The organism is Paracoccaceae bacterium (assembly GCA_012103375.1).
Classification (GTDB): Bacteria; Pseudomonadota; Alphaproteobacteria; order Rhodobacterales; family Rhodobacteraceae; genus WLWX01.
Window position 1 is genome coordinate 3,167,959 of sequence record WLWX01000001.1, and the last position, 21,442, is coordinate 3,189,400.

The following is a 21,442-nucleotide window of genomic DNA, read 5'->3' on the forward strand; positions in this document are numbered from 1 at the left end:
CAATCGTCCGTCGTGTCCTTGCTGGACACCGCAAGGCAGCTGGGTCATGGATTGGGGTGTCTTTTACGAAATCTTTAGTAGGTGACCCGCCGCATGGCCGAAATGACGGATCCGGTTGACATCTTCATCATCGGTGGCGGCATCAACGGCTGTGGCATCGCACGTGACGCCGCCGGTCGCGGCCTGAGTGTTGCACTGGCCGAAATGAACGATCTTGCATCAGCCACGTCTTCCGCTTCGACCAAGTTGTTTCATGGCGGTTTGCGGTATCTGGAATACCTTGAATTCCGGCTGGTCCGTGAGGCGCTGATCGAGCGTGAGAATCTGCTGGTTGCGATGCCGCATATCGCCTGGCCGATGCGCTTTGTCCTGCCCTATCACAAGGACATGCGGTTCGAGGGGGAGACGCCGGTATCGCGGATGCTGTCGGTCGTGATGCCCTGGTTAAAGGGGCGTCGCCCCGGTGCAATGATCCGGGCGGGGCTGTTCCTTTATGACCATCTGGGCGGGCGAAAAATCCTGCCCGCGACGAAAACGCTGAACCTGCGCAGCGATCCTGCTGGTGCGCCGCTGCAGGATCAATTCGTCAAAGCCTATGAGTATTCCGACTGCTGGATCCAGGATTCGCGGCTGGTGTCACTGAACGCGCGGGACGCGGCAGAGCGCGGCGCACGGGTTATGACGCGCACCAAGGTCACTGCGGCCGAACGTGTGAGCGACCTGTGGCAGGTCACGCTGCAGCACGAAGATGGCAGCGCCGAAACGCTGAGCGCCCGCGCGTTGGTCAATGCGGGGGGGCCGTGGGTCGAGGACGTGATCCGCAACACGGTGCGCATCAACTCGACCGAGGGCGTGCGGCTGGTGCGGGGCAGTCATATCGTTGTGTCGAAGCTTTATAATCATGACCGCTGCTATTTCTTCCAGGGCACCGACGGGCGGATCATCTTTGCGATACCCTATGAGGATGAATTCACCCTGATCGGCACCACCGACCAGGATCAGGAGGGGCCGCCGGGCCCGGTCGAGATTACCGAAGCCGAGGTCGCGTATCTGTGTAATTTCGTCTCGGGCTATCTGAAGGTGCCGGTTGTGCCGGACGATGTGGTGTGGACCTATTCCGGGGTGCGGCCGCTTTATGATGACGGGGCGAAATCGGCGACGGCGGCAACGCGGGATTATGTGTTGTCGCTGAACACGGACGGGCCTGCGCCGCTGCTGAACGTCTTTGGCGGCAAGATCACGACCTATCGGAAACTCGCCGAGCATGCGTTGGAAAAACTGGCAAAGCAGATGGGGTTCCCGCAGGCGGGCTGGACGGCGCGAGTGCCCTTGCCGGGCGGGGATTTCCCGGTGGATGGTGTGGCGGCGCTGCGCGCGAAACTGCTGGAGGAATATCCGTTTCTTGGCAGTGAGCGCGTGAACCGCTTGATCCGGGTCTACGGCACGGATGCCTGGGCGATGCTGGGCAAGGCGACTTCGGATGCCGATCTTGGTCGTGATTTCGGCGGTACAATCACCGAGGCCGAAGTCCGCTGGCTGATGACGCATGAATTTGCCAAAGGTGCTGCGGATGTGGTCTGGCGGCGCACCAAGCGGGGGCTGCGGATGAGCGCGGATCAGATTGCACAGTTGGGCGATTGGATGCGTGACGCGCGGCGTTGACAGCGGGCGCGCCAGGGCGGATTTTCCGATGACATGGCGGAGGACAAGATGGCCAATCATATTCTGGCGATAGATCAGGGAACCACATCCAGCCGGGCCATCGTGTTCGACGCTGATCTGAAAATCGTCGCCTCGGCGCAGGAGGAGTTCGAACAGCACTTCCCGGCCTCGGGCTGGGTCGAGCATGATCCCGGTGATCTGTGGTCAACGGTGCAGTCGACCTGTCGTGCGGCGCTGGACAAGGCCGGGTTGGCCGCGACGGACATTGCCGCCATCGGCATTACCAACCAACGCGAAACCGTGGTGGTCTGGGACAAGACCACCGGTGCGCCGATCCATAACGCGATCGTCTGGCAAGACCGCCGTACAGCCGCGCTGTGTCGAGAGTTGGTGGAGGCCGGTCACGAGCCGATGGTCACGGAAAAAACCGGCCTGCTGCTGGACCCGTATTTTTCCGGCACCAAGCTGAAGTGGTTGCTGGATGAGGTCGAGGGCGCGAGAGGAAAAGCCGAGGCCGGTGACCTGTTGTTCGGCACCGTCGACAGCTTTCTGATCTGGAAGATGACCGGCGGCGCGCGTCATGTAACGGATGCGACCAACGCGGCGCGCACGCTGCTCTATAATATCCGCGCGGGACAATGGGACGCCGATATTTGCGACCTGTTGGGTATTCCGATGGCGATGCTGCCCGAGGTTCTGGATTGCGCGGCTGACTTTGGGGTGGCAGGCGCCGATCTTATTGGGGCCGAGGTGCCCATTCTGGGCGTGGCGGGCGATCAGCAGGCGGCGACTGTCGGGCAGGCCTGTTTCCAGGCCGGGATGCTGAAATCCACCTATGGGACGGGCTGTTTCGCGTTGCTGAACACAGGCGATACGCTGGTAACCTCGCAAAATCGGCTGTTGGGGACGATTGCCTATCAGTTCGACGGGGTGCCGACCTATGCGCTGGAAGGCTCGATCTTTGTGGCCGGGGCGGTGGTGCAATGGCTGCGCGATGGCTTGCAGATCATTGCCGATGCGAAAGAAACGCAGCCGCTGGCAGAAAGCGCCGACGCGGGGCAGGACGTTGTTCTGGTACCCGCATTTACCGGCATGGGCGCGCCCTATTGGCAGCCGGAATGCCGGGGTGCTGTCTTCGGGCTGACGCGGGCCACGGGCCCGGCCGAGATGGCGCGGGCTGCGCTGGAAAGCGTCGGCTATCAGACCCGCGATTTGCTGGAGGCGATGCAGGCGGATTGGGCCGACAGCCAGGGGGATGCGGCGCAATCGGCACTGCGGGTCGATGGCGGGATGAGCGCCTCTGACTGGGCGATGCAGTTCCTGTCGGACATCATCGACGCGCCGGTTGATCGGCCGGAAGTGCTGGAAACGACCGCGCTGGGCGCCGCCTGGCTGGCCGGAATGCGCGCCGGGATTTACCCGGATCAGGCAGGGTTCGCGAAGACCTGGGCGCTGGAGCGTCATTTTGAGCCGCAGATGGATGACGCGACCCGGGCCGAGAAATATGATCGTTGGGGGCGGGCGGTTCAGGCGACTTTGGGCGTTTGAGCGGTGTGGCATCGCTGCCGGAAGCGCGGGTTGATAGATGCGCCTCCGGCGGGGATATTTTTGGGTCAATGATGTTCCGAGGTTATTCGGCAGCCGATTTGAAACGGTCGCAGAGGACGTAATCCCAGCCGGTTGAATAATGGCTGCGGGCGGCCTGCGCGGCTTGCGGGATTGCGTTCCAGCCATCGTGGATCAGCGTGACGCGGGTGCCGGTTCCGTCCGGGTCGAAATTGATGGTGAGGTATGTGACCTCATCCTCGGGGCGGTCCAATTGCCAGGTCATGGCGAAGGATTTGCCGGGCTGCCAGGTGACGACCTTGCCCCAGACAACTTCGGTGCCGTCATGTTTGGTCTCGGTCACGTTTCCGCCGACCTCTGGCGATATGCGCACGTCGCGGGCCACCTTGCCGTCGCCCGCGGACAGCGAATGCTTGTCGAGCGGCCACCAACTGGACATGCGGTCTGTGAACAGATCGAAGGCGCGATCTGGGCTCTGATTGTGTTGAAAAACTCCGTTTTAGGGCCTGAACGATGATTTTTCTTTCCATGCAGCCCGATCCTAAATTTTTGGCGCGGGGGTCGGCCCAAATCGCCTACATGCGCTCACGCGCAGCCATGCGCTGTCTCGTGGTCAAAGCTTTCCGACTATTTCGCTTCATAGGTTTTCGCAAGAAATCCGCGACGCTCTGATTTCGGAGTTTTTCAACACAATCGGCTGAGCGGGACGACGAGGGTTTTTTCAATCGGGGCGGTCATCGGGGGGTCCTTCCTTGGCAAGGTCGTGCCTTGGCAAGGTCGTGGGCAGCGCGCGCAAATGCGTCGAGCGCGTCATCCCAAAGTGTGTTCATCCAGTCGCGCATGTCACGCATCCGGTCGGGGTTCAGCGCATAAATGCGGCGGGTGCCTTGCGGTGTGACGGTCAGCAGCCCCGCATCGCTGAGCACTTTGAGATGTTGCGAGATGGCCGGGCGGCTGATCGCAAACCCCTGCGCCAGACGGGCAACATTCTGCGGCCCCATGCGCAGCCGGGTGATGATCGCCTGGCGGGTCGGATCGGCCATTGCGGCGAGTTTTTTTTCGTAAGGCGTGACTTACGGTAAGTGATTGCTTACGATTCGGTCAAGACAAATTATCGGGCGCTGCCCTTGCAGCCCCCTTAACGCGACCCTAAGATTCTTGGGACACTAGCAAATCACCCCAAATCGCAGGCAGGCCCCCGATGAGAGATCCCGTTGAAACCTACATGAACCTTGTGCCGATGGTGGTCGAACAGACCAGCCGGGGCGAACGTGCCTATGACATCTTCTCGCGCTTGCTGAAGGAACGGATCGTGTTCATCAACGGCCCGATCCACGATGGCATGTCGCATCTGATCGTTGCGCAGCTGTTGCATCTTGAGGCGGAGAACCCGTCCAAGGAAATCAGCATGTACATCAACTCTCCCGGTGGTGTGGTGACCAGCGGGCTGTCGATCTATGACACGATGCAGTACATCAAGCCCAAAGTCTCGACCCTCGTGATGGGAATGGCGGCCTCGATGGGATCGCTTCTGTCGATGGCGGGCGAAAAGGGCATGCGGTTTTCGCTGCCCAATGCGCAGATCATGGTGCACCAGCCTTCGGGCGGTTTTCAGGGGCAAGCCTCCGACATTCTGATTCACGCGGAAAACACCATGAAACTGCGTGAGCGGCTGTACAGCATCTACGTCAAGCATACCGGTCAGACGATGAAAAACGTCGAAAAAGCACTGGAACGGGATCGTTTCATGACCCCGCAAGAGGCGCTGGAATGGGGTCACATTGACGAGATCGTCGAGAACCGCGGCAAGCTTGAAGACGATACAAAATAAGCGATTCCAAGCACAAACTGCCGTTGCAGCAACTGCATCGGATGCAGTGCACTTTCGCATTGTGTCCGACTTTGCGCTGTCTTAGGCTTGGCAGCAGTGTTTCTGGCCCGAAATTTTGCCGTGTCTGCGGCGGTTTTCAAAGGATGTAGGCGATGGCAAACCAGTCGGGCGGTGACAGCAAGAACACCCTCTATTGTTCGTTTTGCGGCAAATCTCAGCATGAGGTGAGGAAACTCATCGCCGGGCCGACGGTGTTCATCTGCGATGAATGCGTCGAACTGTGCATGGACATCATCCGCGAGGAAACCAAGGCATCGGGCCTGAAGTCCGGCGATGGTGTGCCGACGCCGACCGAGATCTGCGATGTTCTGGACGATTACGTGATCGGGCAGGCCCACGCGAAACGGGTACTGAGTGTTGCGGTCCACAACCACTACAAGCGGCTGAATCACGCTGACAAGTCGGACATTGAACTGGCGAAATCCAATATCATGCTGATCGGCCCGACGGGCTGCGGCAAGACGCTGCTGGCACAGACGCTGGCGCGGATTCTGGATGTGCCGTTCACAATGGCCGATGCGACCACACTGACCGAGGCTGGTTATGTGGGCGAAGATGTCGAGAATATCATTCTGAAATTGCTTCAGGCATCAGAATACAACGTCGAACGCGCACAGCGCGGCATCGTTTATATTGATGAGGTCGACAAGATCACGCGCAAGTCCGACAACCCGTCGATTACGCGGGATGTATCGGGTGAGGGCGTTCAGCAAGCGCTGCTGAAGATCATGGAAGGCACGGTTGCCTCGGTCCCGCCGCAAGGTGGGCGCAAGCATCCGCAGCAGGAATTTCTGCAGGTGGATACGACCAATATCCTGTTCATTTGCGGCGGTGCATTTGCCGGTCTCGACAAGATCATTGCCCAGCGTGGCAAGGGGTCGGCGATGGGGTTTGGTGCGGATGTGCGTGACGAAACCGACAAAAGCGTTGGCGAATATTTCAAGGATCTGGAACCCGAAGACCTGTTGAAATTCGGTCTGATCCCGGAATTCGTCGGCCGCCTGCCGGTGATCGCCACGCTTGAGGATCTGGACGAAGATGCGCTGGTCACCATTCTGACCAAGCCGAAAAACGCGCTGGTCAAACAATATCAGCGGTTGTTTGAGCTTGAGGATACCGACCTCAACTTCACCGATGATGCGCTGGTTGCCATCGCCAAGCGGGCGATTGATCGCAAGACTGGCGCGCGCGGTCTGCGCTCGATCATGGAAGATATTCTGCTGGATACGATGTTTGATCTGCCGGGGCAGGAAAGCGTCAAGGAAGTCGTCGTGAACGTCGAGGCCGTGACCTCGGACGCGTCACCCCTGATGATCCACGTCGAGGCTGACAAGGAAAGCGCCAGCGCGGGCTGATTGCCGCGCAGGTGGTCCGGGATTGACTGGACCTTCTGGTCCGGCTGCGCCATATCTGACACAGCAATCGGCAAGGGTCTGACATGGGCATCATCAAATCAGTTCTGCGTCTGGCCACCTGGTGGAACGGATCAACGTTGGGCACGTCGCTGTTCACCGCCATGAAGGGCCGCAAGGTCGGCGAAGATGCCGCCGGGAACGTCTTCTACACCTCCAAGAACGGTCAGCGCCGCTGGGTGATCTATAACGGAGAGCCTGAGGCGAGCCGCGTGTCGCCCGACTGGCACGGCTGGCTGCATCGCACCTTTGACGAATTGCCGACCGACAAGCCGCTGCCCCACAAATCATGGGAGCAGCCGCATCAGGCGAATCTGACCGGATCGGCAGCCGCCTATGCGCCGGCCGGGTCAATCCGGCGCGCGGCCCCTGCGGATCGTGCCGACTATGAGGCGTGGCAACCGGAGTAACCCATGGCCGAAGATGTGACAGAACTGCTGACCGGGGGCGTTGTCATCGCGGTGGCGGCCGGGTTCCTGTTCTATACGGCGCAGACCGCAGGGATCGGCGGCGGGCCGTCTGGTTCCTATCCGCTGACCGCGTCTTTCCGTTCGATCGAGGGCGTGCAGATTGGCACCGATGTGCGATTGGCGGGGGTAAAGATCGGCGCCGTCAGTGATCTGGAACTGAACGCCGAAACATTTCGCGCCGACGCGACTTTCGCCATCCGCGATGGGGTCGACCTGCCGGTTGATACGGCTGTTATCGTCGCCTCGGAAGGGCTGCTTGGCGGCAACTATATCGAGCTTCTGCCGGGTGGTATGCTGGACAATTTGCAGGCCGGTGATGAGATTGAGGATACCCAATCCAGCATCAGCCTGATTAACCTGCTGTTGAAATTCGTCAGCGGAGGGGACTCGGAATGAAATTCTGGCGCGCCCTTGTCCTGTTGATGGCACTGCCCTTGCCGGTTCTGGCGCAGAGCGATGGCACATTGGGTGTGATCACCGAAGAGCTTTTGGATGACGAACTGGAACGTTTTGATCCGACATCGGTGATTGGCGACGTCATTACATCGCGGGCCGAGGCGGGGCGTGTGGCGAATGCATCCGGTGCAGTCCTGCGAACCCTCGACAAGATTTCGGGCGCTGTCGAAGATGTCTCGGTTGCGACCGGGCGTACCGCCACGGTGGGACGGATCGACGTTGTGCTGGGGGAATGCCGCTATCCGGTCAACAACCCGTCGGGCAATGCCTTCGCCTATCTTGAGGTTTATGACGCTGGTGAAACCTCCCCCGCATTCCGGGGCTGGATGGTGGCAGATTCGCCCGCGCTCAGCGCGTTGGATCACGCGCGTTATGACGTCTGGGTGATGCGCTGCACAACGTCCTGACCTGACGCTGCGGGTAAGGTCGCGTCAAACACCGCGTGACTGCGAAGTGCTGCGGCCAGACGCCGGTGATAAGCCTCGCGGCTGATTTCAACCGCGCCAAGGTTGGCCAGATGCGGGGTGATGAACTGCGTATCAAGCAAGGTAAAACCGCAGCGGTTCAGCCGGTCCACCAGATGCGCCAGCGCCACCTTCGACGCATCCCGCGCGGTTGAAAACATTGATTCCCCGAAAAACGCGGCACCAAGGGTGACGCCATAGACGCCGCCAACCAGATCGCCGCCTTTCCAGACTTCGACAGAATGCGCCGCGCCGCGCTGATGCAATTCCAGGTACAGGGCGCGGATAGTGGCGTTGATCCAGGTATCATCACGGTCCGCGCAGCCGTCGACCACGGCGGCGAAAGCCGTGTTGTAACTGATCGCATAGGTGTCGCGCCGCTGCGTCCGTCTTAACGAGCGTGACAGATAGAAACCATCCAGGGGCAAGACGCCGCGCCGGTCTGGATCAACCCAGAACAGCGTTGGATCGTCGCGGCTTTCCGACATCGGAAACACGCCGCTGGCATAGGCGTGCAGCAGAAGTTCGGGCGTCACCGATGGGGCATCATCGCGGGACACTTGGGGCCTTCCTGGTCAACCCAGATTGGTTTCCAGCCATTTTTCCAGCCAGTGGATATCATAGCTGCCGTCCTGCACGGCGGCCTCATCCAGAAGCGCGCTGAACAGGGGAACCGAGGTGTCGATGCCGTCGATAATCAACTCTCCCAGTGCGCGGCGCAGGCGGGCGAGTGCCTCGGGGCGGTCGCGGCCATGGACGATCAGCTTGCCGATCAGGCTGTCGTAATAAGGCGGGATCGAATAGCCATCGTAAAGCGCGCTGTCCATGCGCACGCCAAGGCCACCGGGCGCGTGATACTGGCTGATCCGACCGGGAGAGGGGGTGAAGTTCGGCAGTTTCTCGGCGTTCAGGCGCACCTCGATCGCGTGGCCGTTGACCACCAGATCGTCCTGGCTGAATTCCAGCGGCAGACCGGCGGCGACGCGGATTTGTTCGCGCACAAGGTCGACGCCAAAGATCGCCTCGGTCACCGGGTGTTCGACCTGCAGGCGGGTGTTCATTTCGATAAAATAGAACTCTCCATCCTCGAACAGGAATTCGACCGTACCTGCGCCGATATAGTTGATCTTGGCGACCGCGTCGGCGCAGATGCCGCCGATTTCGGCGCGCATTTCGGGCGTGATGACCGGGCCGGGGGCTTCTTCGAAAACCTTCTGGTGGCGGCGTTGCAGCGAACAGTCGCGTTCGCCCAGATGCACCGCTTTGCCTTTGCCATCGCCAAACACCTGCACTTCGATATGGCGCGGTTTCTGCAGGTATTTTTCGATATAGACTTCGTCGTTGCCAAAGGCGGCCTTGGATTCCGAGCGTGCCGTGCGGAAGGCGACTTCCAGGTCTTTGGCGGTTTTGGCGACTTTCATGCCGCGCCCTCCGCCCCCGGCGGTGGCCTTGATGATGACCGGATAACCCATGCCTTCGGCAACGCTGCGCGCGCTGTCCAGATCGGGCACGCCACCTTCTGAACCCGGCACAACCGGAATCCCAAGGTTCTTGGCGGTTTCCTTGGCGGTGATCTTGTCGCCCATGACGCGAATATGTTCGGCCGTTGGGCCGATGAACGTAATCTCGTGATCTTCCACCGCTTGAACGAAATTCGCGTTCTCGGACAGGAAGCCATAGCCGGGGTGGATCGCCTGTGCGCCGGTGATTTCACAGGCCGAGATAATGGCGGCCGTGTTCAGATAGCTTGCGGTGCTTGGCGGCGGGCCGATGCAGATGCTTTCATCCGCCATGCGCACATGCATTGCGTCGGAGTCTGCGGTGGAATGCACCGCGACTGAGCGGATGCCCATTTCGGCGCAGGCGCGCACGACGCGCAGCGCAATCTCACCCCGGTTGGCGATCAGGATTTTGTCGAACATGGCTTACGCGACGATCATCAGAAGGCTGCCGAATTCGACCGCAGCGCCGTCTTCGACAAGGACACGCTTGACGGTGCCGGAATGCGGGGCAGGGATGTGGTTCATCGTTTTCATCGCCTCGACAATGCACAGCGTCTGGCCTTCTTCGACGGTGTCGCCAACCTTGACGAAAACATCGGCGCCCGGTTCTGCCGACAGATAGGCGGTGCCGACCATGGGTGAAGGAACCGCGCCTGCATGCGCAGCGGGGTCCTCGGCGCTGTCTGCGGCTTGCGGTGCTGCCGCCGGGGCCGGGGCAGGGGCTGCGGGTGCAGCGGCGACAGGTGCCGGTGCAGATGCCGCCGGGGCCGCGGTTTGCATCCGGCTGACCCGGACATTCAGCGAGTCATCCTCGCCATAGTCCCGTTTGACCTGCAATTCGGTCAGGTGGTTTTCATTCAGCAATTCGGCCAATGCCCGGATGAATTCAACATCCTTGTCGTGCGGGTTTTTGGTCATTGCGGTCCCTCGTGCCTGTTGTTCCCCCAACTCGGCGGTTGGGCGTTTGATTAGCTATACGCCAGCCTGACACGGCTGAAAAGCGCTCAGCTTGCGTGGAAAGTGACGGATGAGTCGATTTTTTGACCATCCAAAAAAATTTACCGTTTGATAAAATTTCAGAATGTGGCATTCTATGTGCAACATTTGCGGCTTGGGAGGGCCAGATGGCCAACGATCAGTTCACACCCGGAGTGGTTTCAGGGCGTTTGGACGCCGAACAACTGGCAGAGAATTTCGGCGACCTGCATCCGCCGCTGGACTCGCATGAAGCGCAGGTTGCGGCTGATCGCTGCTATTTCTGCTATGACGCGCCCTGTATCACGGCCTGCCCGACGTCGATCGACATCCCGCTGTTCATCCGCCAGATCTCGGCGGACGGGACCGAGGGCGCGGCCAAGACGATTCTGGAACAGAACATCCTGGGCGGCATGTGCGCCCGCGTCTGCCCGACCGAAACGCTGTGCGAAGAGGCTTGCGTGCGCGAAGCCGCCGAAGGCAAGCCGGTTGAGATCGGGCGCCTGCAGCGTTTTGCGACCGATGCGCTGATGGCAAAGGGCGTGCATCCGTTTTCGCGCGCTGCATCGACGGGCAAGCGTGTGGCCGTTGTCGGAGCGGGGCCGGCGGGTCTGGCCTGCGCACATCGGCTGGCCATGCACGGGCATGACGTCGTGATGTTTGATGCGCGCGCCAAGTCCGGCGGGCTGAACGAATACGGCATTGCCAGTTACAAGACTGTCGAGGGTTTCGCGCAGTCCGAAGTGGACTGGTTGATGAAGATCGGCGGCATCACGGTCGAGCATGGAAAGGCGCTGGGCGACGGGCTTTCGCTGGACGGGCTGAGCGCGGACTATGATGCGGTGTTCCTTGGGATCGGTCTGGCGGGCGTGAACGCGCTGCGGGCCGAGGGCGAAGACAAGGACAACGTCGACGACGCGGTGAACTTCATTTCGGATTTGCGGCAGGCAAGCGACCTTTCCTCCCTGTCGGTCGGCCGCAATGTGGTGGTGATCGGCGGCGGCATGACCGCCGTCGACGCCGCCGTGCAGTCCAAACTGCTGGGCGCGCAGAATGTCACCATGGTCTATCGCCGGGGCAAGGAACGGATGAGCGCTAGCGTTTATGAACAGGATCTGGCCACCCAGAACGGTGTGCGCATTATCTATGGCGCGATGCCGGTGGCGGTTCACGGAAACGGCGCCGCGCAGGATGTGGAGTTCGAATATACCCGCGATGCGGGCGGCAAGCTGGAAGGCACGGGCGAGACGTTCCGCATTGCGGCGGATCAGGTGCTGAAGGCCATCGGCCAGACGCTGGATGGCGTGCCCGACGGGCTGAAGCTGGATGGCGGCAAGATCGCGGTGACGGGGACCGGGCAAACCTCGGTCGCGGGGGTTTGGGCCGGGGGGGATTGCGCCTCTGGCGGTGATGATCTGACGGTGACGGCGGTGGCCGAGGGGCGTGACGCCGCCGAGGATATTCATGCCAGTTTGATGGGTGCCGCGTAATGGCGATCAAGCGCGTCAATTTCGTTTCCATTCCGGTGACGGATCAGGATCGGGCCCTGGTGTTTTATCGGGATCGGCTTGGCCTGCGGGTTCAGACCGATGCCGCCTATGCCGACGATTGGCGGTGGATCTTTATCGAAATACCTGGCGCGGAAACGCTGATTCAATTCAGCAAGGCGTCTGATCTGTCGATGTCGGCCAACATCCCGGTGCTTTGCCTTGTCAGCGATGACGTGGATGGCGAAGTGGCGCGGTTGAAAGACGCCGGTGTTGTGGTCCGCGACGGACCAGCCGATGCGCCCTGGCACGACGCAGTGCGCTATGCCCTTATCGAAGACAGCGAAGGCAACCTCGTCCTTTTGCAGTCCAGCGACCTGGAAGGAAACTGATATGGCCGATCTCTCTAGCAATTTCGTCGGGATCAAATCCCCCAATCCGTTCTGGCTGGCAAGCGCGCCGCCGACGGACAAGGAATACAATGTCCGCCGCGCGTTCGAGGCTGGATGGGGCGGCGTGGTATGGAAAACCCTCGGGCTTGACCCGCATGTCGTCAACGTCAACGGGCCGCGTTACGGCGTCGTCTATGGGGCCGACCGGCGGGTGCTGGGGATCAACAATATCGAGTTGATTACCGATCGCCCGCTGCAGACCAACCTGGATGAGATTACCGCCGTCAAACGTGACTATCCGGATCGCGCGGTTGTCGTCTCACTCATGGTGCCGTGTGAGGAGCCTTGCTGGAACGAAATCCTGCCCAAGGTCGAGGCGACCGGGGCCGACGGGATCGAGCTGAATTTCGGCTGCCCCCACGGGATGAGCGAACGTGGCATGGGTGCTGCCGTCGGGCAGGTGCCCGAATACATCGAAATGGTGGCGCGTTGGTGTAAGGCTGCGACCCGGATGCCGGTGATCGTCAAGCTGACGCCGAACATCACCGATATCCGCTATCCGGCGCGTGCGGCCAAGGCTGGCGGGGCGGATGCGGTCAGCCTGATCAACACGGTGAATTCAATCACCTCGGTGAACCTTGACACGATGAGCCCGGAACCCTCGATTGACGGCAAGGGATCGCACGGTGGTTTTTGCGGTGCGGCGGTCAAACCGATTGCGCTGAACATGGTGGCCGAGATTGCGCGCGACGCTGAAACCGCCGGCCTGCCGATCAGCGGCATTGGCGGGGTCACGACCTGGCGCGATGCGGCCGAATTCCTGGCGCTGGGCGCGGGCAACGTGCAGGTGTGCACGGCGGCGATGGTCTATGGCTTCGAGATCGTGAAAGAGCTGAAGGCCGGGCTGTCCGATTGGATGGACAGCGCCGGGTATGACTCGGTGGCGTCGGTGTCAGGACGTGCGGTGCCCAACGTGACCGACTGGCAGTATCTGAACCTGAACTATATCGCCAAGGCCAAAATTGATCAGGACGCCTGCATCAAATGCGGTCGCTGTTATGCGGCGTGCGAAGATACCTCGCATCAGGCGATTTCCATGGGCGAAGGCCGCGTGTTCGAGGTGATCGACGAGGAATGCGTTGCCTGCAACCTGTGCGTCGATGTCTGCCCGGTCGAAGATTGCATCACCATGGAGCAGATGGCCCCCGGCACCGTCGACCCGCGTACCGGCAAGGTGGTTGAAGACGGTTATGCCAACTGGACCACGCACCCAAACAACCCGGCGGCTGTTGCGGCGGAGTAGAGATTTTCCTGTCGAAAATCTGGGCTCCGGCGGAGATATTTTTGACAAGAAGATCGCCCGTTTAGCCGTGGCTGAGGGCGCGCCGATATAGCGTTGAAAGAAAATCCGCGGCATCGTCCAGATGACCGTCGCCTTCGGGCCGAAGAATCCCCCGCACCTGCACCTCGAAGTCGGCGTAGTGTTGTGTGGTGGCCCAGATCGAGAAGATCAGGTGATACGGGTCAAGATCGGCGATTTTTCCGGCCTCGGACCAGCCCCGGATTACCGCTGCCTTTTCGTCCACCAGCGTTTTCAGCGGGCCGGTGATTTCGTCGATCATCCGCAGCGCGCCCTGCACAATCTCATTGGCGAACAGGCGGCTTTCGCGGGGGAAGGCGCGGCTCATCTCTAGCTTGCGCAGCACATAGCCGGTGATCTCGTCCACCGGATCGCCGTTGGCGTCCAAGGCGCGCAAAGGATCCAGCCAGGTATCCAGCAGGCTGGTCAGAAGTTCGGCGTGGATCGCCTCTTTCCCGGCGAAGTAATACAGCAGGTTCGGTTTGCTAAGGCCTGCTGCCGACGCAATTTGATCCAGGGTTGATCCGCGGAATCCGTTGGCGGAAAAAACCTCTAACGCGGTATCCAGAATTGTCGCCCGGTTCTTCTGCTGAATGCGCGTATTCGGGGACGGGGCCATTGATTTCCTTTGCCAACCGGCCCGCCACGCTTGACGTGCCATGCGACTCTGCTAGCGTGTTCCTGACCATTTGGTCAAACTATTTCCGGAACCGGACCAATGCGCGAAACCGCCGTAGCAACCCAGATGATCGACGACGACAGGGTGCGTGTGACACGGTTTGATTTCGCACCGGGCGCACAAACGGGCTGGCACACCCACGTGTATGACTATGTCATTACGGCGCTGACCGACTGCCACATGGCCCTGGAAGAACCCGGCGGAGAAACCCGGAAGGTTTTGGTGCCGGCGGGTGAAAGTTATCGGCGGATGCAGGGCGTCGAACATAATGTCATCAATGACGGCGACGAACCGATGCGCTTCGTCGAGGTCGAACTGAAGTAGGAGGGGGCCGATGGCTGCACCTGGCGAGAACATGAAGATCGACGCGGATCGGCTGTGGGACAGCCTGATGGAGATGGCCAAGATCGGCCCCGGTGTGGCAGGCGGCAACAATCGCCAGACGGTCACCGATGAAGACGGCGAAGGGCGCAAACTGTTCGAGGTTTGGTGCAAGGCGGCGGGATGCTCGATGGGCCTCGACACTATGGGCAACATGTTCGCGCGCCGCGAGGGCAGTGACCCAGACGCGCTGCCGGTCTATGTCGGCAGCCATCTGGACACGCAGCCGACGGGTGGCAAGTACGATGGCGTGCTGGGCGTGCTCGGCGGGTTGGAGATTATTCGCAGCCTCAACGATCTGGGCGTGAAAACGAAGCACCCGATTGTCGTGACCAACTGGACGAACGAAGAAGGCACACGGTTTGCCCCGGCAATGTTGTCGTCGGGTGTTTTCGCGGGGATGCACACGCAAGACTGGGCATATGACCGGACCGACGCCGAGGGTAAGAAATTCGGTGACGAACTGGCGCGGATCGGCTGGCGCGGAGACGAGGACGTTGGCGACCGCAAGATGCATGCGTTCTTCGAGCTGCATATCGAACAAGGCCCGATCCTGGAGGCTGAGGGCAAAGACATCGGCGTCGTCACCCACGGACAGGGGCTAAGCTGGACGCAGGTGACAATCACCGGCAAGGATTCGCACACAGGCTCGACCCCGATGCCGATGCGAAAGAATGCGGGTTTGGGAATGGCGCGGGTGCTGGATCTGGTGGACGAGATTGCCTGGTCGCACAAACCCCATGCGGTCGGCGCGGCCGGGCATATCGATGTCTATCCGAATTCACGCAATGTGATCCCCGGCAAGGTCGTGTTCACCGTCGATTTCCGCTCGCCCGATCTGAGTGTGATCGAAGACATGGAGGCGCGGCTGAAGACCGGTGCCCAGAAAATCTGTGATGACAAGGGGCTTGGCGTAGAATTCGAAAAGGTCGGCGGCTTTGATCCCGTCACCTTCGATCCCGACTGTGTGGCGGCTGTTCGGGGGGCGGCAGAGCGCCTCGGCTATTCTCATCGTGACCTTATCTCCGGGGCAGGGCATGATGCATGCTGGATCAACCGCGTCGCGCCCACGGCGATGGTGATGTGTCCCTGCGTCGATGGCCTGAGCCATAACGAGGCAGAGGAGATCAGCCGCGAGTGGGCCGAGGCCGGTGCCAATGTGCTGATGCATGCCGTCGTTGAAACGGCCGTCATCGTAGAATGAACGGGGGAAACGTGAATGTTCTATGTGCCAAAAGCTGTTGTTATCACAGCGTTAATTTCGGTTGTCGGCGTCGCCGCCTGCGACACGGAGGCCATCAATGCCGAGGTTGAGCGCGTCATAGCGCCCATTGAGGACAAGGCCAATGAAGTCTTCGGACGTGTCGGAGGCATACGCAAACCGGCGGTGGTTCCGACCAACGTCAAGGCCAACCTGCCTGCTGGCATCCCCGAATCGATGGTCGTTCAGAACGGGCGCGGTTGCTATGGCTGGACGATCGAAACCGGCTCTACCGACATCATTCCGGTGAAAGATGAACAGGGGCGGGCGATCTGCGGCGCAGCAAGCTGAGGGAACCGCGACGTCACCGGTGGGCGGCAATGATCCGCGGGACGCACAATAAGGGAGTGGTTGGATGAGCAAAGTCATCAAAGGCGGCACCGTTGTCACGGCAGACCGTCAGTGGCAGGCCGATGTGCTGATCGAGGGCGAGAAGATCGCCGCCATTGGCGAGGGGCTGAAAGGGGATGAAACCATCGACGCCGAAGGCGCCTACGTCATCCCCGGCGGGATCGACCCGCACACCCATCTGGAAATGCCGTTCATGGGCACCACCGCGGCGGAAACCTTCGAATCCGGCACCTTCGCAGCGGCGGCGGGCGGCACCACGATGCTGGTCGATTTCTGCTTGCCGGGCGCGGATGGCAGCCTTTTGAACGCGATTGACGAATGGGATCGCAAGTCCAAGGATCAGATCTGCACCGACATTTCCTATCATATGGCGATCACCGGCTGGTCCGAGCAGATTTTCAACGAAATGGCCGACGTCGTGAACAAGCGCGGCATCAACACCTTCAAGCATTTCATGGCCTACAAAGGCGCGCTGATGGTGGAAGATGACGAGATGTTCGCCAGCTTCAAGCGCTGCGCCGAACTTGGCGCGCTGCCGCTGGTCCATGCCGAGAATGGCGATATCGTCGCCGCCAAACAGGAACAGCTGATCGCGGACGGCATCACCGGACCGGAAGGCCACGCATACTCTCGCCCGCCCGAGGTTGAGGGCGAGGCCGCGAACCGCGCGATCATGATCGCCGATGCGGCCGGGACGCCGCTCTATATTGTGCATGTGTCTTGTGAGCAGGCGCATGAGGCGATCCGCCGGGCGCGCCAGAAAGGCATGCGGGTTTATGGAGAGCCGCTGATCCAGCATCTGACGCTGGATGAAAGCGAGTATTTCAACAAAGATTGGCAGTATGCCGCGCGCCGGGTGATGTCTCCGCCGTTCCGCTCCAAAGACCATCAGGACAGCCTGTGGGCGGGGCTGGCGGCAGGGTCATTGCAGGTGGTGGCGACGGACCACGCGGCGTTCAATGACGAACAAAAACGCATGGGTGTGGACAACTTCACCATGATCCCCAACGGCACCGGGGGCCTGGAGGAACGCATGGCGATGCTATGGACTCGGGGCGTGGAAACCGGGCGGCTGACGCCTGAGGAATTCGTCGCAGCGACATCCACCAACATCGCAAAAATCCTCAACATCTATCCGATGAAGGGCGGGATCAACCTGGGTGGGGACGCCGACGTGGTGGTCTGGGACCCGACGATTTCCAAGACCGTAGCGGTCAGTACGCAGAAATCCATCATTGATTACAACGTGTTCGAGGGGATGGAGGTGACGGCGCAGCCCCGATATACGCTCAGCCGGGGGGAGGTCATCTGGGCCTACGGCCAGAACAGCCAGCCCCAGCCGGGACGCGGGAAGTTCGTGCGCCGGGCTCCGTTTGCGAGTGCGTCACAGGCGTTGAGCAAGTGGAAGGCGCTGACCACGCCAAGGAAAATCGAGCGCGATCCATTGAATATACCGAGTGGTGTTTGATGAGAGCAATGTTCGCGGCGACGGACCTGTTTGTTGCCACCATTCAATCAGCGATATTATTGTGCATCGTGGTTTCCATTGATCGCTGGGACCAGAGCTTGTTCAGGACTGAGTCAAACCAGAGTGCCGGGTTCCTCATGGCACTTCTGCTGATTTTTGTTCTAACAGTCTTTCCGGCCGCGCTTGGGCTTCGTATACTTATGGCATTGCTCAAAGTTAAAAAGATGACAACCTACGCTGCATGGGGTGTACTGCTTGCCGTTGCAATGCTCTCTTTGAGGGCCGAGTTACTGTTGTGCGACCCGCCATTTCCCTACAGTTGTTCTACTGGCTTCACTTTTCTTACAAGCTATATTGCTTGGCTGGTATGCGCAGCATTTCTTGGTGCGTTGGCAGGGTTCACGTCGTGGCGATTAGAGTTATGGTTGGGGCTCCGGTATCTAAGTTCGAATGCGCGGATCGAGCAGCAACTCGAAGTTCGCAATGGATAGTGTCATCTCCGCCCAATCCCTGGACCTCACCTTCCAGACCAACGACGGTCCGGTCCATGCGCTGAAGGACGTCACGCTCGACATTGCCAAGGGCGAGTTTGTCAGCTTCATCGGCCCCTCGGGCTGCGGCAAGACGACATTCCTCAGGTGCATCGCCGCGTTGGAGGACCCGACCGGCGGCAGCCTGTCCGTCAATGGCATGACCCCGGACGAGGCGCGGCGCGCCCGCGCCTACGGCTACATCTTCCAGGCCGCCGGCCTCTACCCCTGGCGGACCATCGCCGGGAACATCAAACTGCCGCTTGAAATCATGGGCTTTTCGAAATCCGAACAGGCCGAGCGGGTGGAGCGTGTCCTCGACCTCGTCGAGCTGTCCGGTTTCGGAAAGAATTTTCCCTGGCAACTGTCCGGCGGCATGCAGCAGCGCGCCTCGATCGCCCGCGCCCTGGCCTTCGATGCTGACATCCTGCTGATGGACGAACCCTTCGGCGCACTGGACGAAATCGTGCGCGACCACCTGAACGAACAACTGCTCAGCCTCTGGGCGCGGACCGAAAAGACCATCGGCTTCGTCACCCACTCGATCCCCGAGGCGGTGTATTTGTCCACCAAGATTGTCGTCATGTCGCCGCGACCGGGCCGGATCACCGATGTGATCGACAGCCCGCTGCCGCGCGAACGCCCGCTGGATATCCGCGACAGCGCCGAATTCATCGACATTGCCCACCGGGTCCGCGATGGTTTGCGCGCCGGGCACAGTGATGATGTGTAATCCCTATTTTCAGGAGCTTGTAAGCAAATGACGCGACCCGAAACGCCTTGGTATTCCGCCGCAAACCGCAGTTTGCGCGCAATGGCCGCCTTTGCCTTGACGACCCTGCTGCTGGCGGCTCCGCAACCAATATCAGCGCAGGAACAAACCGATGGCGATGCCGCCGATCAGGAATTCACACTGGTCCCTGCCGCCCAGGGCGAGGCCAACGGATTTCGCGCCTTGGCGGTCATCACTTCGGATGAGGATTGGTTGGAGAAATTCCAGAACGCAGGCGCAGACGGGCCCGAGTTTCTGCTGACCCCCGGAATTGCCATTGGCAAACCGGCGCGCCTGTTGCTGTTCTTCGCGGGGGCATTCCCGCAGGACGGCAAAGTGAACGTCCTCTGCTATCTGCGTCTGTACGAGGATGATGAGGTTGTCCACGAAGTCGACACCACCCAATGCAGCAACGCCGATGACCCAGGTGATATCACGCGGCTGATGCTGGCCGACACCACGCTTGTTGTCACCCCGGAAGAGGCTGACGCTGGCAAGATCCTGCGGATCGAAGTCGAAATAACCGACGGGTTTCGCAGTGAAGTGGTGCCGATTGAAGTGTCGGTGTTCTATGGCGGCGCTGGATGAGGTCAATCCTGCCGATCCTGACGGTCCTGCTGGCCATTGTTGCGCTGTGGTATGCCGCAGCCATACCCATGAACATCCGCGCAGCTTTGACCCAGGCCGAAAGGGACGGGGCGATTGTTACACCGGCCACGGCTGTCGAACGTCGTGATGCTAATGCCATCGGTCTGGCGCTGAAGAACCCGGCGCAAATATGGGCAACGCTGGATCAGGAACGCGCCCGCCTGCCCACACCGCACAGGGTGTTCGCCGAGTTATGGGACACGACCGGCGCCAAGGTGCTGGCCGGAAAGGCGATGTCGAAACGGTCGCTGATTTTCCACGCCTGGACCACGCTGTCGGCCACCCTGTTGGGCTTTGCGATCGGCGCAATCCTCGGCATCGCGCTGGCGGTTGGTATTGTCCACAACCGCGCGATGGACATGAGCGTCATGCCCTGGGCCATCGCCTCTCAGACCATTCCGATCCTTGCCATCGCGCCGATGATCATCGTGGTGCTGAACTCGGTCGGGGTGCAGGGGCTGCTGCCCAAGGCGATGATCAGCGCCTATCTGAGCTTTTTTCCGGTTGTCGTCGGCATGGTGAAGGGGCTGCGCAGTCCCGATGCGATGCAGTTGGATCAGCTGCGCACCTATTACGCCAGCCGTGCACAGACATTCTTCAAGTTGCGGCTGCCCGCCTCGGTCCCCTACCTGTTTACCTCGCTCAAGATCGGCGCGGCCGCTGCACTGATCGGGGCCATCGTCGGCGAACTCCCGACCGGGGCGGTCCGGGGCCTCGGCGCGCGCCTGCTGGCGGGAAGCTACTATGGCCAGACCGAACAGATCTGGAGCGCCCTGTTCGGGGCCGCCATCGTCGCGGCCTGTCTGGTTGGGGCCATCGGGCTGATCCAGCGGTTCACCATGAACCTGATGGGGTTCAACCGATGATCTGGCTGGCCTTCGCCGCGGCCTTCTGGGCCGGTGCCTGGTGGCTGAACAGCCGCATCGCGAATTCGCCGCTGGCCAGGCAACGCTGGGCGCAGTTGTTCGTGCCGGTCCTGTTTGGCGTCACCATTCTGGTGGTGTGGGAGTGTGTGGTGCGTGGCCTGCAAGTCCCGCTGGTCATCCTGCCCGCACCCAGCGCCATCTCGGCGAAATTTGCCGCAGAAGTTCCTACCCTCTGGGCCGACTTTTTGGAGACCTTTGTCAAAGGCGCGTTGTCTGGATACGTCATCGGCTGCGGCTCCGCTTTCGTTTTCGCAATCATGGTGGATCGATCGAAATTCCTGCAGCGCGGTTTGCTGCCGGTCAGCAATTTCATGGCTGCATTGCCCATCGTCGGAACCGCGCCAATTCTGGTTATGTGGTATGGATTCGGCTGGCAGTCCAAAGCGGCCGTCGTCGTCGTGATGGTGTTTTTCCCGATGCTGGTAAACACAGTGCAGGGCTTGTCCGAGGCGAGCGCCATGCAGCGCGACCTGATGCGCACTTACGGGGCCGGATATTGGCATTCGTTAATAAAACTACGCCTACCTGCGGCCATGCCATTTATTTTCAACGGCCTGAAAATCACGTCGACGCTGGCGCTCATCGGTGCAATCGTGGCTGAATTCTTCGGGTCACCCATTGTCGGCATGGGATTTCGAATTTCTACATCGGTCGGGCAACTTGCACTTGATATGGTCTGGGCGGAGATTACCGTGGCAGCAATTGCCGGTTCATTGTTTTATGGGGCTGTCGCCCTGATTGAACGTGGTGTCACCTTTTGGCACCCGTCGCAAAGACGGAACTGAAAAA

The 21,442-nt window shown here is 60.5% G+C and carries 25 protein-coding genes; 18 read left to right on the forward strand and 7 right to left on the reverse strand.

What is annotated here, in order from left to right; translation table 11 throughout:
* Positions 1 to 93 precede the first annotated feature (93 nt).
* Both GKR99_16175 and glpK read left to right on the forward strand, forming a co-directional pair.
* Positions 94 to 1,662 carry a glycerol-3-phosphate dehydrogenase gene (locus tag GKR99_16175; protein NKB28996.1) on the forward strand — a complete coding sequence of 523 codons (1,569 nt, stop codon included), beginning with the start codon at positions 94 to 96 and terminating at the stop codon, positions 1,660 to 1,662.
* A gap of 48 nt (positions 1,663 to 1,710) precedes the next feature.
* Positions 1,711 to 3,210 (forward strand): glycerol kinase GlpK, encoded by a 1,500-nt coding sequence (gene glpK, locus GKR99_16180; protein ID NKB28997.1) that lies wholly within the window; start codon positions 1,711 to 1,713, stop codon positions 3,208 to 3,210.
* A gap of 82 nt (positions 3,211 to 3,292) precedes the next feature.
* Here glpK and GKR99_16185 read toward each other — a convergent pair whose 3' ends face one another.
* The 3 genes from GKR99_16185 to GKR99_16195 all read right to left on the reverse strand — a co-directional run bounded on the left by GKR99_16185 (position 3,293) and on the right by GKR99_16195 (position 4,271).
* Positions 3,293 to 3,667, reverse strand: a complete 375-nt coding sequence (locus GKR99_16185) for a hypothetical protein (GenBank protein ID NKB28998.1) — start codon at positions 3,665 to 3,667, stop codon at positions 3,293 to 3,295.
* Between the two features lie 136 nt (positions 3,668 to 3,803).
* Positions 3,804 to 3,953, reverse strand: a complete 150-nt coding sequence (locus GKR99_16190) for a hypothetical protein (protein ID NKB28999.1) — start codon at positions 3,951 to 3,953, stop codon at positions 3,804 to 3,806.
* 9 nt (positions 3,954 to 3,962) lie between these two features.
* Positions 3,963 to 4,271 (reverse strand): metalloregulator ArsR/SmtB family transcription factor, encoded by a 309-nt coding sequence (locus tag GKR99_16195; protein NKB29000.1) that lies wholly within the window; start codon positions 4,269 to 4,271, stop codon positions 3,963 to 3,965.
* 158 nt (positions 4,272 to 4,429) lie between these two features.
* Between GKR99_16195 and GKR99_16200 the strand changes: the two genes are divergently transcribed.
* The 5 genes from GKR99_16200 (at position 4,430) to GKR99_16220 (ending at position 7,864) form a co-directional block, all read left to right on the forward strand.
* Positions 4,430 to 5,059, forward strand: coding sequence for an ATP-dependent Clp protease proteolytic subunit (locus tag GKR99_16200; GenBank protein NKB29001.1), 630 nt, complete (start codon positions 4,430 to 4,432; stop codon positions 5,057 to 5,059).
* A gap of 152 nt (positions 5,060 to 5,211) precedes the next feature.
* The gene (gene clpX, locus GKR99_16205; GenBank protein ID NKB29002.1) at positions 5,212 to 6,474 is read left to right on the forward strand and encodes an ATP-dependent Clp protease ATP-binding subunit ClpX; all 1,263 of its coding nucleotides are present in this window, start codon (positions 5,212 to 5,214) and stop codon (positions 6,472 to 6,474) included.
* Positions 6,475 to 6,557: 83 nt separating this feature from the next.
* A complete protein-coding gene (locus GKR99_16210; protein ID NKB29003.1) occupies positions 6,558 to 6,941 on the forward strand; it encodes an NADH:ubiquinone oxidoreductase subunit NDUFA12 in 384 nt (127 codons plus the stop codon).
* Between the two features lie 3 nt (positions 6,942 to 6,944).
* Positions 6,945 to 7,397 carry an outer membrane lipid asymmetry maintenance protein MlaD gene (gene mlaD / locus GKR99_16215; protein NKB29004.1) on the forward strand — a complete coding sequence of 151 codons (453 nt, stop codon included), beginning with the start codon at positions 6,945 to 6,947 and terminating at the stop codon, positions 7,395 to 7,397.
* Positions 7,398 to 7,423: 26 nt separating this feature from the next.
* Positions 7,424 to 7,864 carry a DUF2155 domain-containing protein gene (locus GKR99_16220; GenBank protein ID NKB29005.1) on the forward strand — a complete coding sequence of 147 codons (441 nt, stop codon included), beginning with the start codon at positions 7,424 to 7,426 and terminating at the stop codon, positions 7,862 to 7,864.
* On the opposite strand, the gene GKR99_16225 is transcribed toward GKR99_16220, so the two are convergent.
* The 3 genes from GKR99_16225 to accB are packed head-to-tail and all read right to left on the reverse strand — an operon-like array spanning position 7,828 to position 10,341.
* A complete protein-coding gene (locus tag GKR99_16225; GenBank protein ID NKB29006.1) occupies positions 7,828 to 8,481 on the reverse strand; it encodes a leucyl/phenylalanyl-tRNA--protein transferase in 654 nt (217 codons plus the stop codon). The two genes, GKR99_16220 and GKR99_16225, sit on opposite strands and share 37 nt — an antisense overlap.
* Positions 8,482 to 8,496: 15 nt before the next feature.
* Complete coding sequence (gene accC / locus GKR99_16230; GenBank protein NKB29007.1) at positions 8,497 to 9,843, reverse strand: acetyl-CoA carboxylase biotin carboxylase subunit; 1,347 nt, start codon at positions 9,841 to 9,843, stop codon at positions 8,497 to 8,499.
* A 3-nt stretch (positions 9,844 to 9,846) separates the two neighbouring features.
* On the reverse strand, positions 9,847 to 10,341 hold the full coding sequence (gene accB, locus GKR99_16235) for an acetyl-CoA carboxylase biotin carboxyl carrier protein (GenBank protein ID NKB29008.1): 495 nt from the start codon (positions 10,339 to 10,341) through the stop codon (positions 9,847 to 9,849).
* Positions 10,342 to 10,547: 206 nt separating this feature from the next.
* Here accB and GKR99_16240 point away from each other — a divergent pair, with 206 nt between their 5' ends.
* Genes GKR99_16240 through preA form a run of 3 tightly spaced genes read left to right on the forward strand, consistent with a single transcriptional unit; the run spans position 10,548 to position 13,580 of the window.
* On the forward strand, positions 10,548 to 11,888 hold the full coding sequence (locus tag GKR99_16240; GenBank protein NKB29009.1) for an NAD(P)-binding protein: 1,341 nt from the start codon (positions 10,548 to 10,550) through the stop codon (positions 11,886 to 11,888).
* Positions 11,888 to 12,277 (forward strand): glyoxalase, encoded by a 390-nt coding sequence (locus tag GKR99_16245; protein ID NKB29010.1) that lies wholly within the window; start codon positions 11,888 to 11,890, stop codon positions 12,275 to 12,277. The genes GKR99_16240 and GKR99_16245 overlap by 1 nt, the downstream gene beginning before the upstream one ends.
* A 1-nt stretch (position 12,278) precedes the next feature.
* Positions 12,279 to 13,580 carry an NAD-dependent dihydropyrimidine dehydrogenase subunit PreA gene (gene preA, locus GKR99_16250; GenBank protein NKB29011.1) on the forward strand — a complete coding sequence of 434 codons (1,302 nt, stop codon included), beginning with the start codon at positions 12,279 to 12,281 and terminating at the stop codon, positions 13,578 to 13,580.
* Between the two features lie 61 nt (positions 13,581 to 13,641).
* Here the strand turns inward: preA and GKR99_16255 are convergent, their stop codons facing one another.
* Positions 13,642 to 14,256 carry a TetR family transcriptional regulator gene (locus GKR99_16255; GenBank protein ID NKB29012.1) on the reverse strand — a complete coding sequence of 205 codons (615 nt, stop codon included), beginning with the start codon at positions 14,254 to 14,256 and terminating at the stop codon, positions 13,642 to 13,644.
* 99 nt (positions 14,257 to 14,355) lie between these two features.
* On the opposite strand from GKR99_16255, the gene GKR99_16260 reads away from it, so the two are divergent.
* From GKR99_16260 to GKR99_16295, 8 genes are all read left to right on the forward strand, one after another.
* Positions 14,356 to 14,640: a cupin domain-containing protein gene (locus GKR99_16260; GenBank protein NKB29013.1), complete on the forward strand. Its 285-nt coding sequence runs from the start codon at positions 14,356 to 14,358 to the stop codon at positions 14,638 to 14,640.
* 10 nt (positions 14,641 to 14,650) lie between these two features.
* A complete protein-coding gene (locus GKR99_16265; GenBank protein NKB29014.1) occupies positions 14,651 to 15,901 on the forward strand; it encodes a hydantoinase/carbamoylase family amidase in 1,251 nt (416 codons plus the stop codon).
* Positions 15,902 to 15,916: 15 nt separating this feature from the next.
* Complete coding sequence (locus GKR99_16270; GenBank protein ID NKB29015.1) at positions 15,917 to 16,249, forward strand: hypothetical protein; 333 nt, start codon at positions 15,917 to 15,919, stop codon at positions 16,247 to 16,249.
* A gap of 64 nt (positions 16,250 to 16,313) precedes the next feature.
* Positions 16,314 to 17,777: a dihydropyrimidinase gene (gene hydA / locus GKR99_16275; GenBank protein NKB29016.1), complete on the forward strand. Its 1,464-nt coding sequence runs from the start codon at positions 16,314 to 16,316 to the stop codon at positions 17,775 to 17,777.
* A 483-nt stretch (positions 17,778 to 18,260) separates the two neighbouring features.
* Positions 18,261 to 19,040: an ATP-binding cassette domain-containing protein gene (locus GKR99_16280; GenBank protein NKB29017.1), complete on the forward strand. Its 780-nt coding sequence runs from the start codon at positions 18,261 to 18,263 to the stop codon at positions 19,038 to 19,040.
* Between the two features lie 27 nt (positions 19,041 to 19,067).
* Positions 19,068 to 19,667 (forward strand): hypothetical protein, encoded by a 600-nt coding sequence (locus GKR99_16285; GenBank protein NKB29018.1) that lies wholly within the window; start codon positions 19,068 to 19,070, stop codon positions 19,665 to 19,667.
* A complete protein-coding gene (locus GKR99_16290; GenBank protein ID NKB29019.1) occupies positions 19,664 to 20,593 on the forward strand; it encodes an ABC transporter permease subunit in 930 nt (309 codons plus the stop codon). The genes GKR99_16285 and GKR99_16290 overlap by 4 nt, the downstream gene beginning before the upstream one ends.
* Positions 20,590 to 21,438: an ABC transporter permease subunit gene (locus GKR99_16295; protein ID NKB29020.1), complete on the forward strand. Its 849-nt coding sequence runs from the start codon at positions 20,590 to 20,592 to the stop codon at positions 21,436 to 21,438. Before GKR99_16290 ends, GKR99_16295 begins: the two co-directional genes overlap by 4 nt.
* Positions 21,439 to 21,442 lie beyond the last annotated feature (4 nt).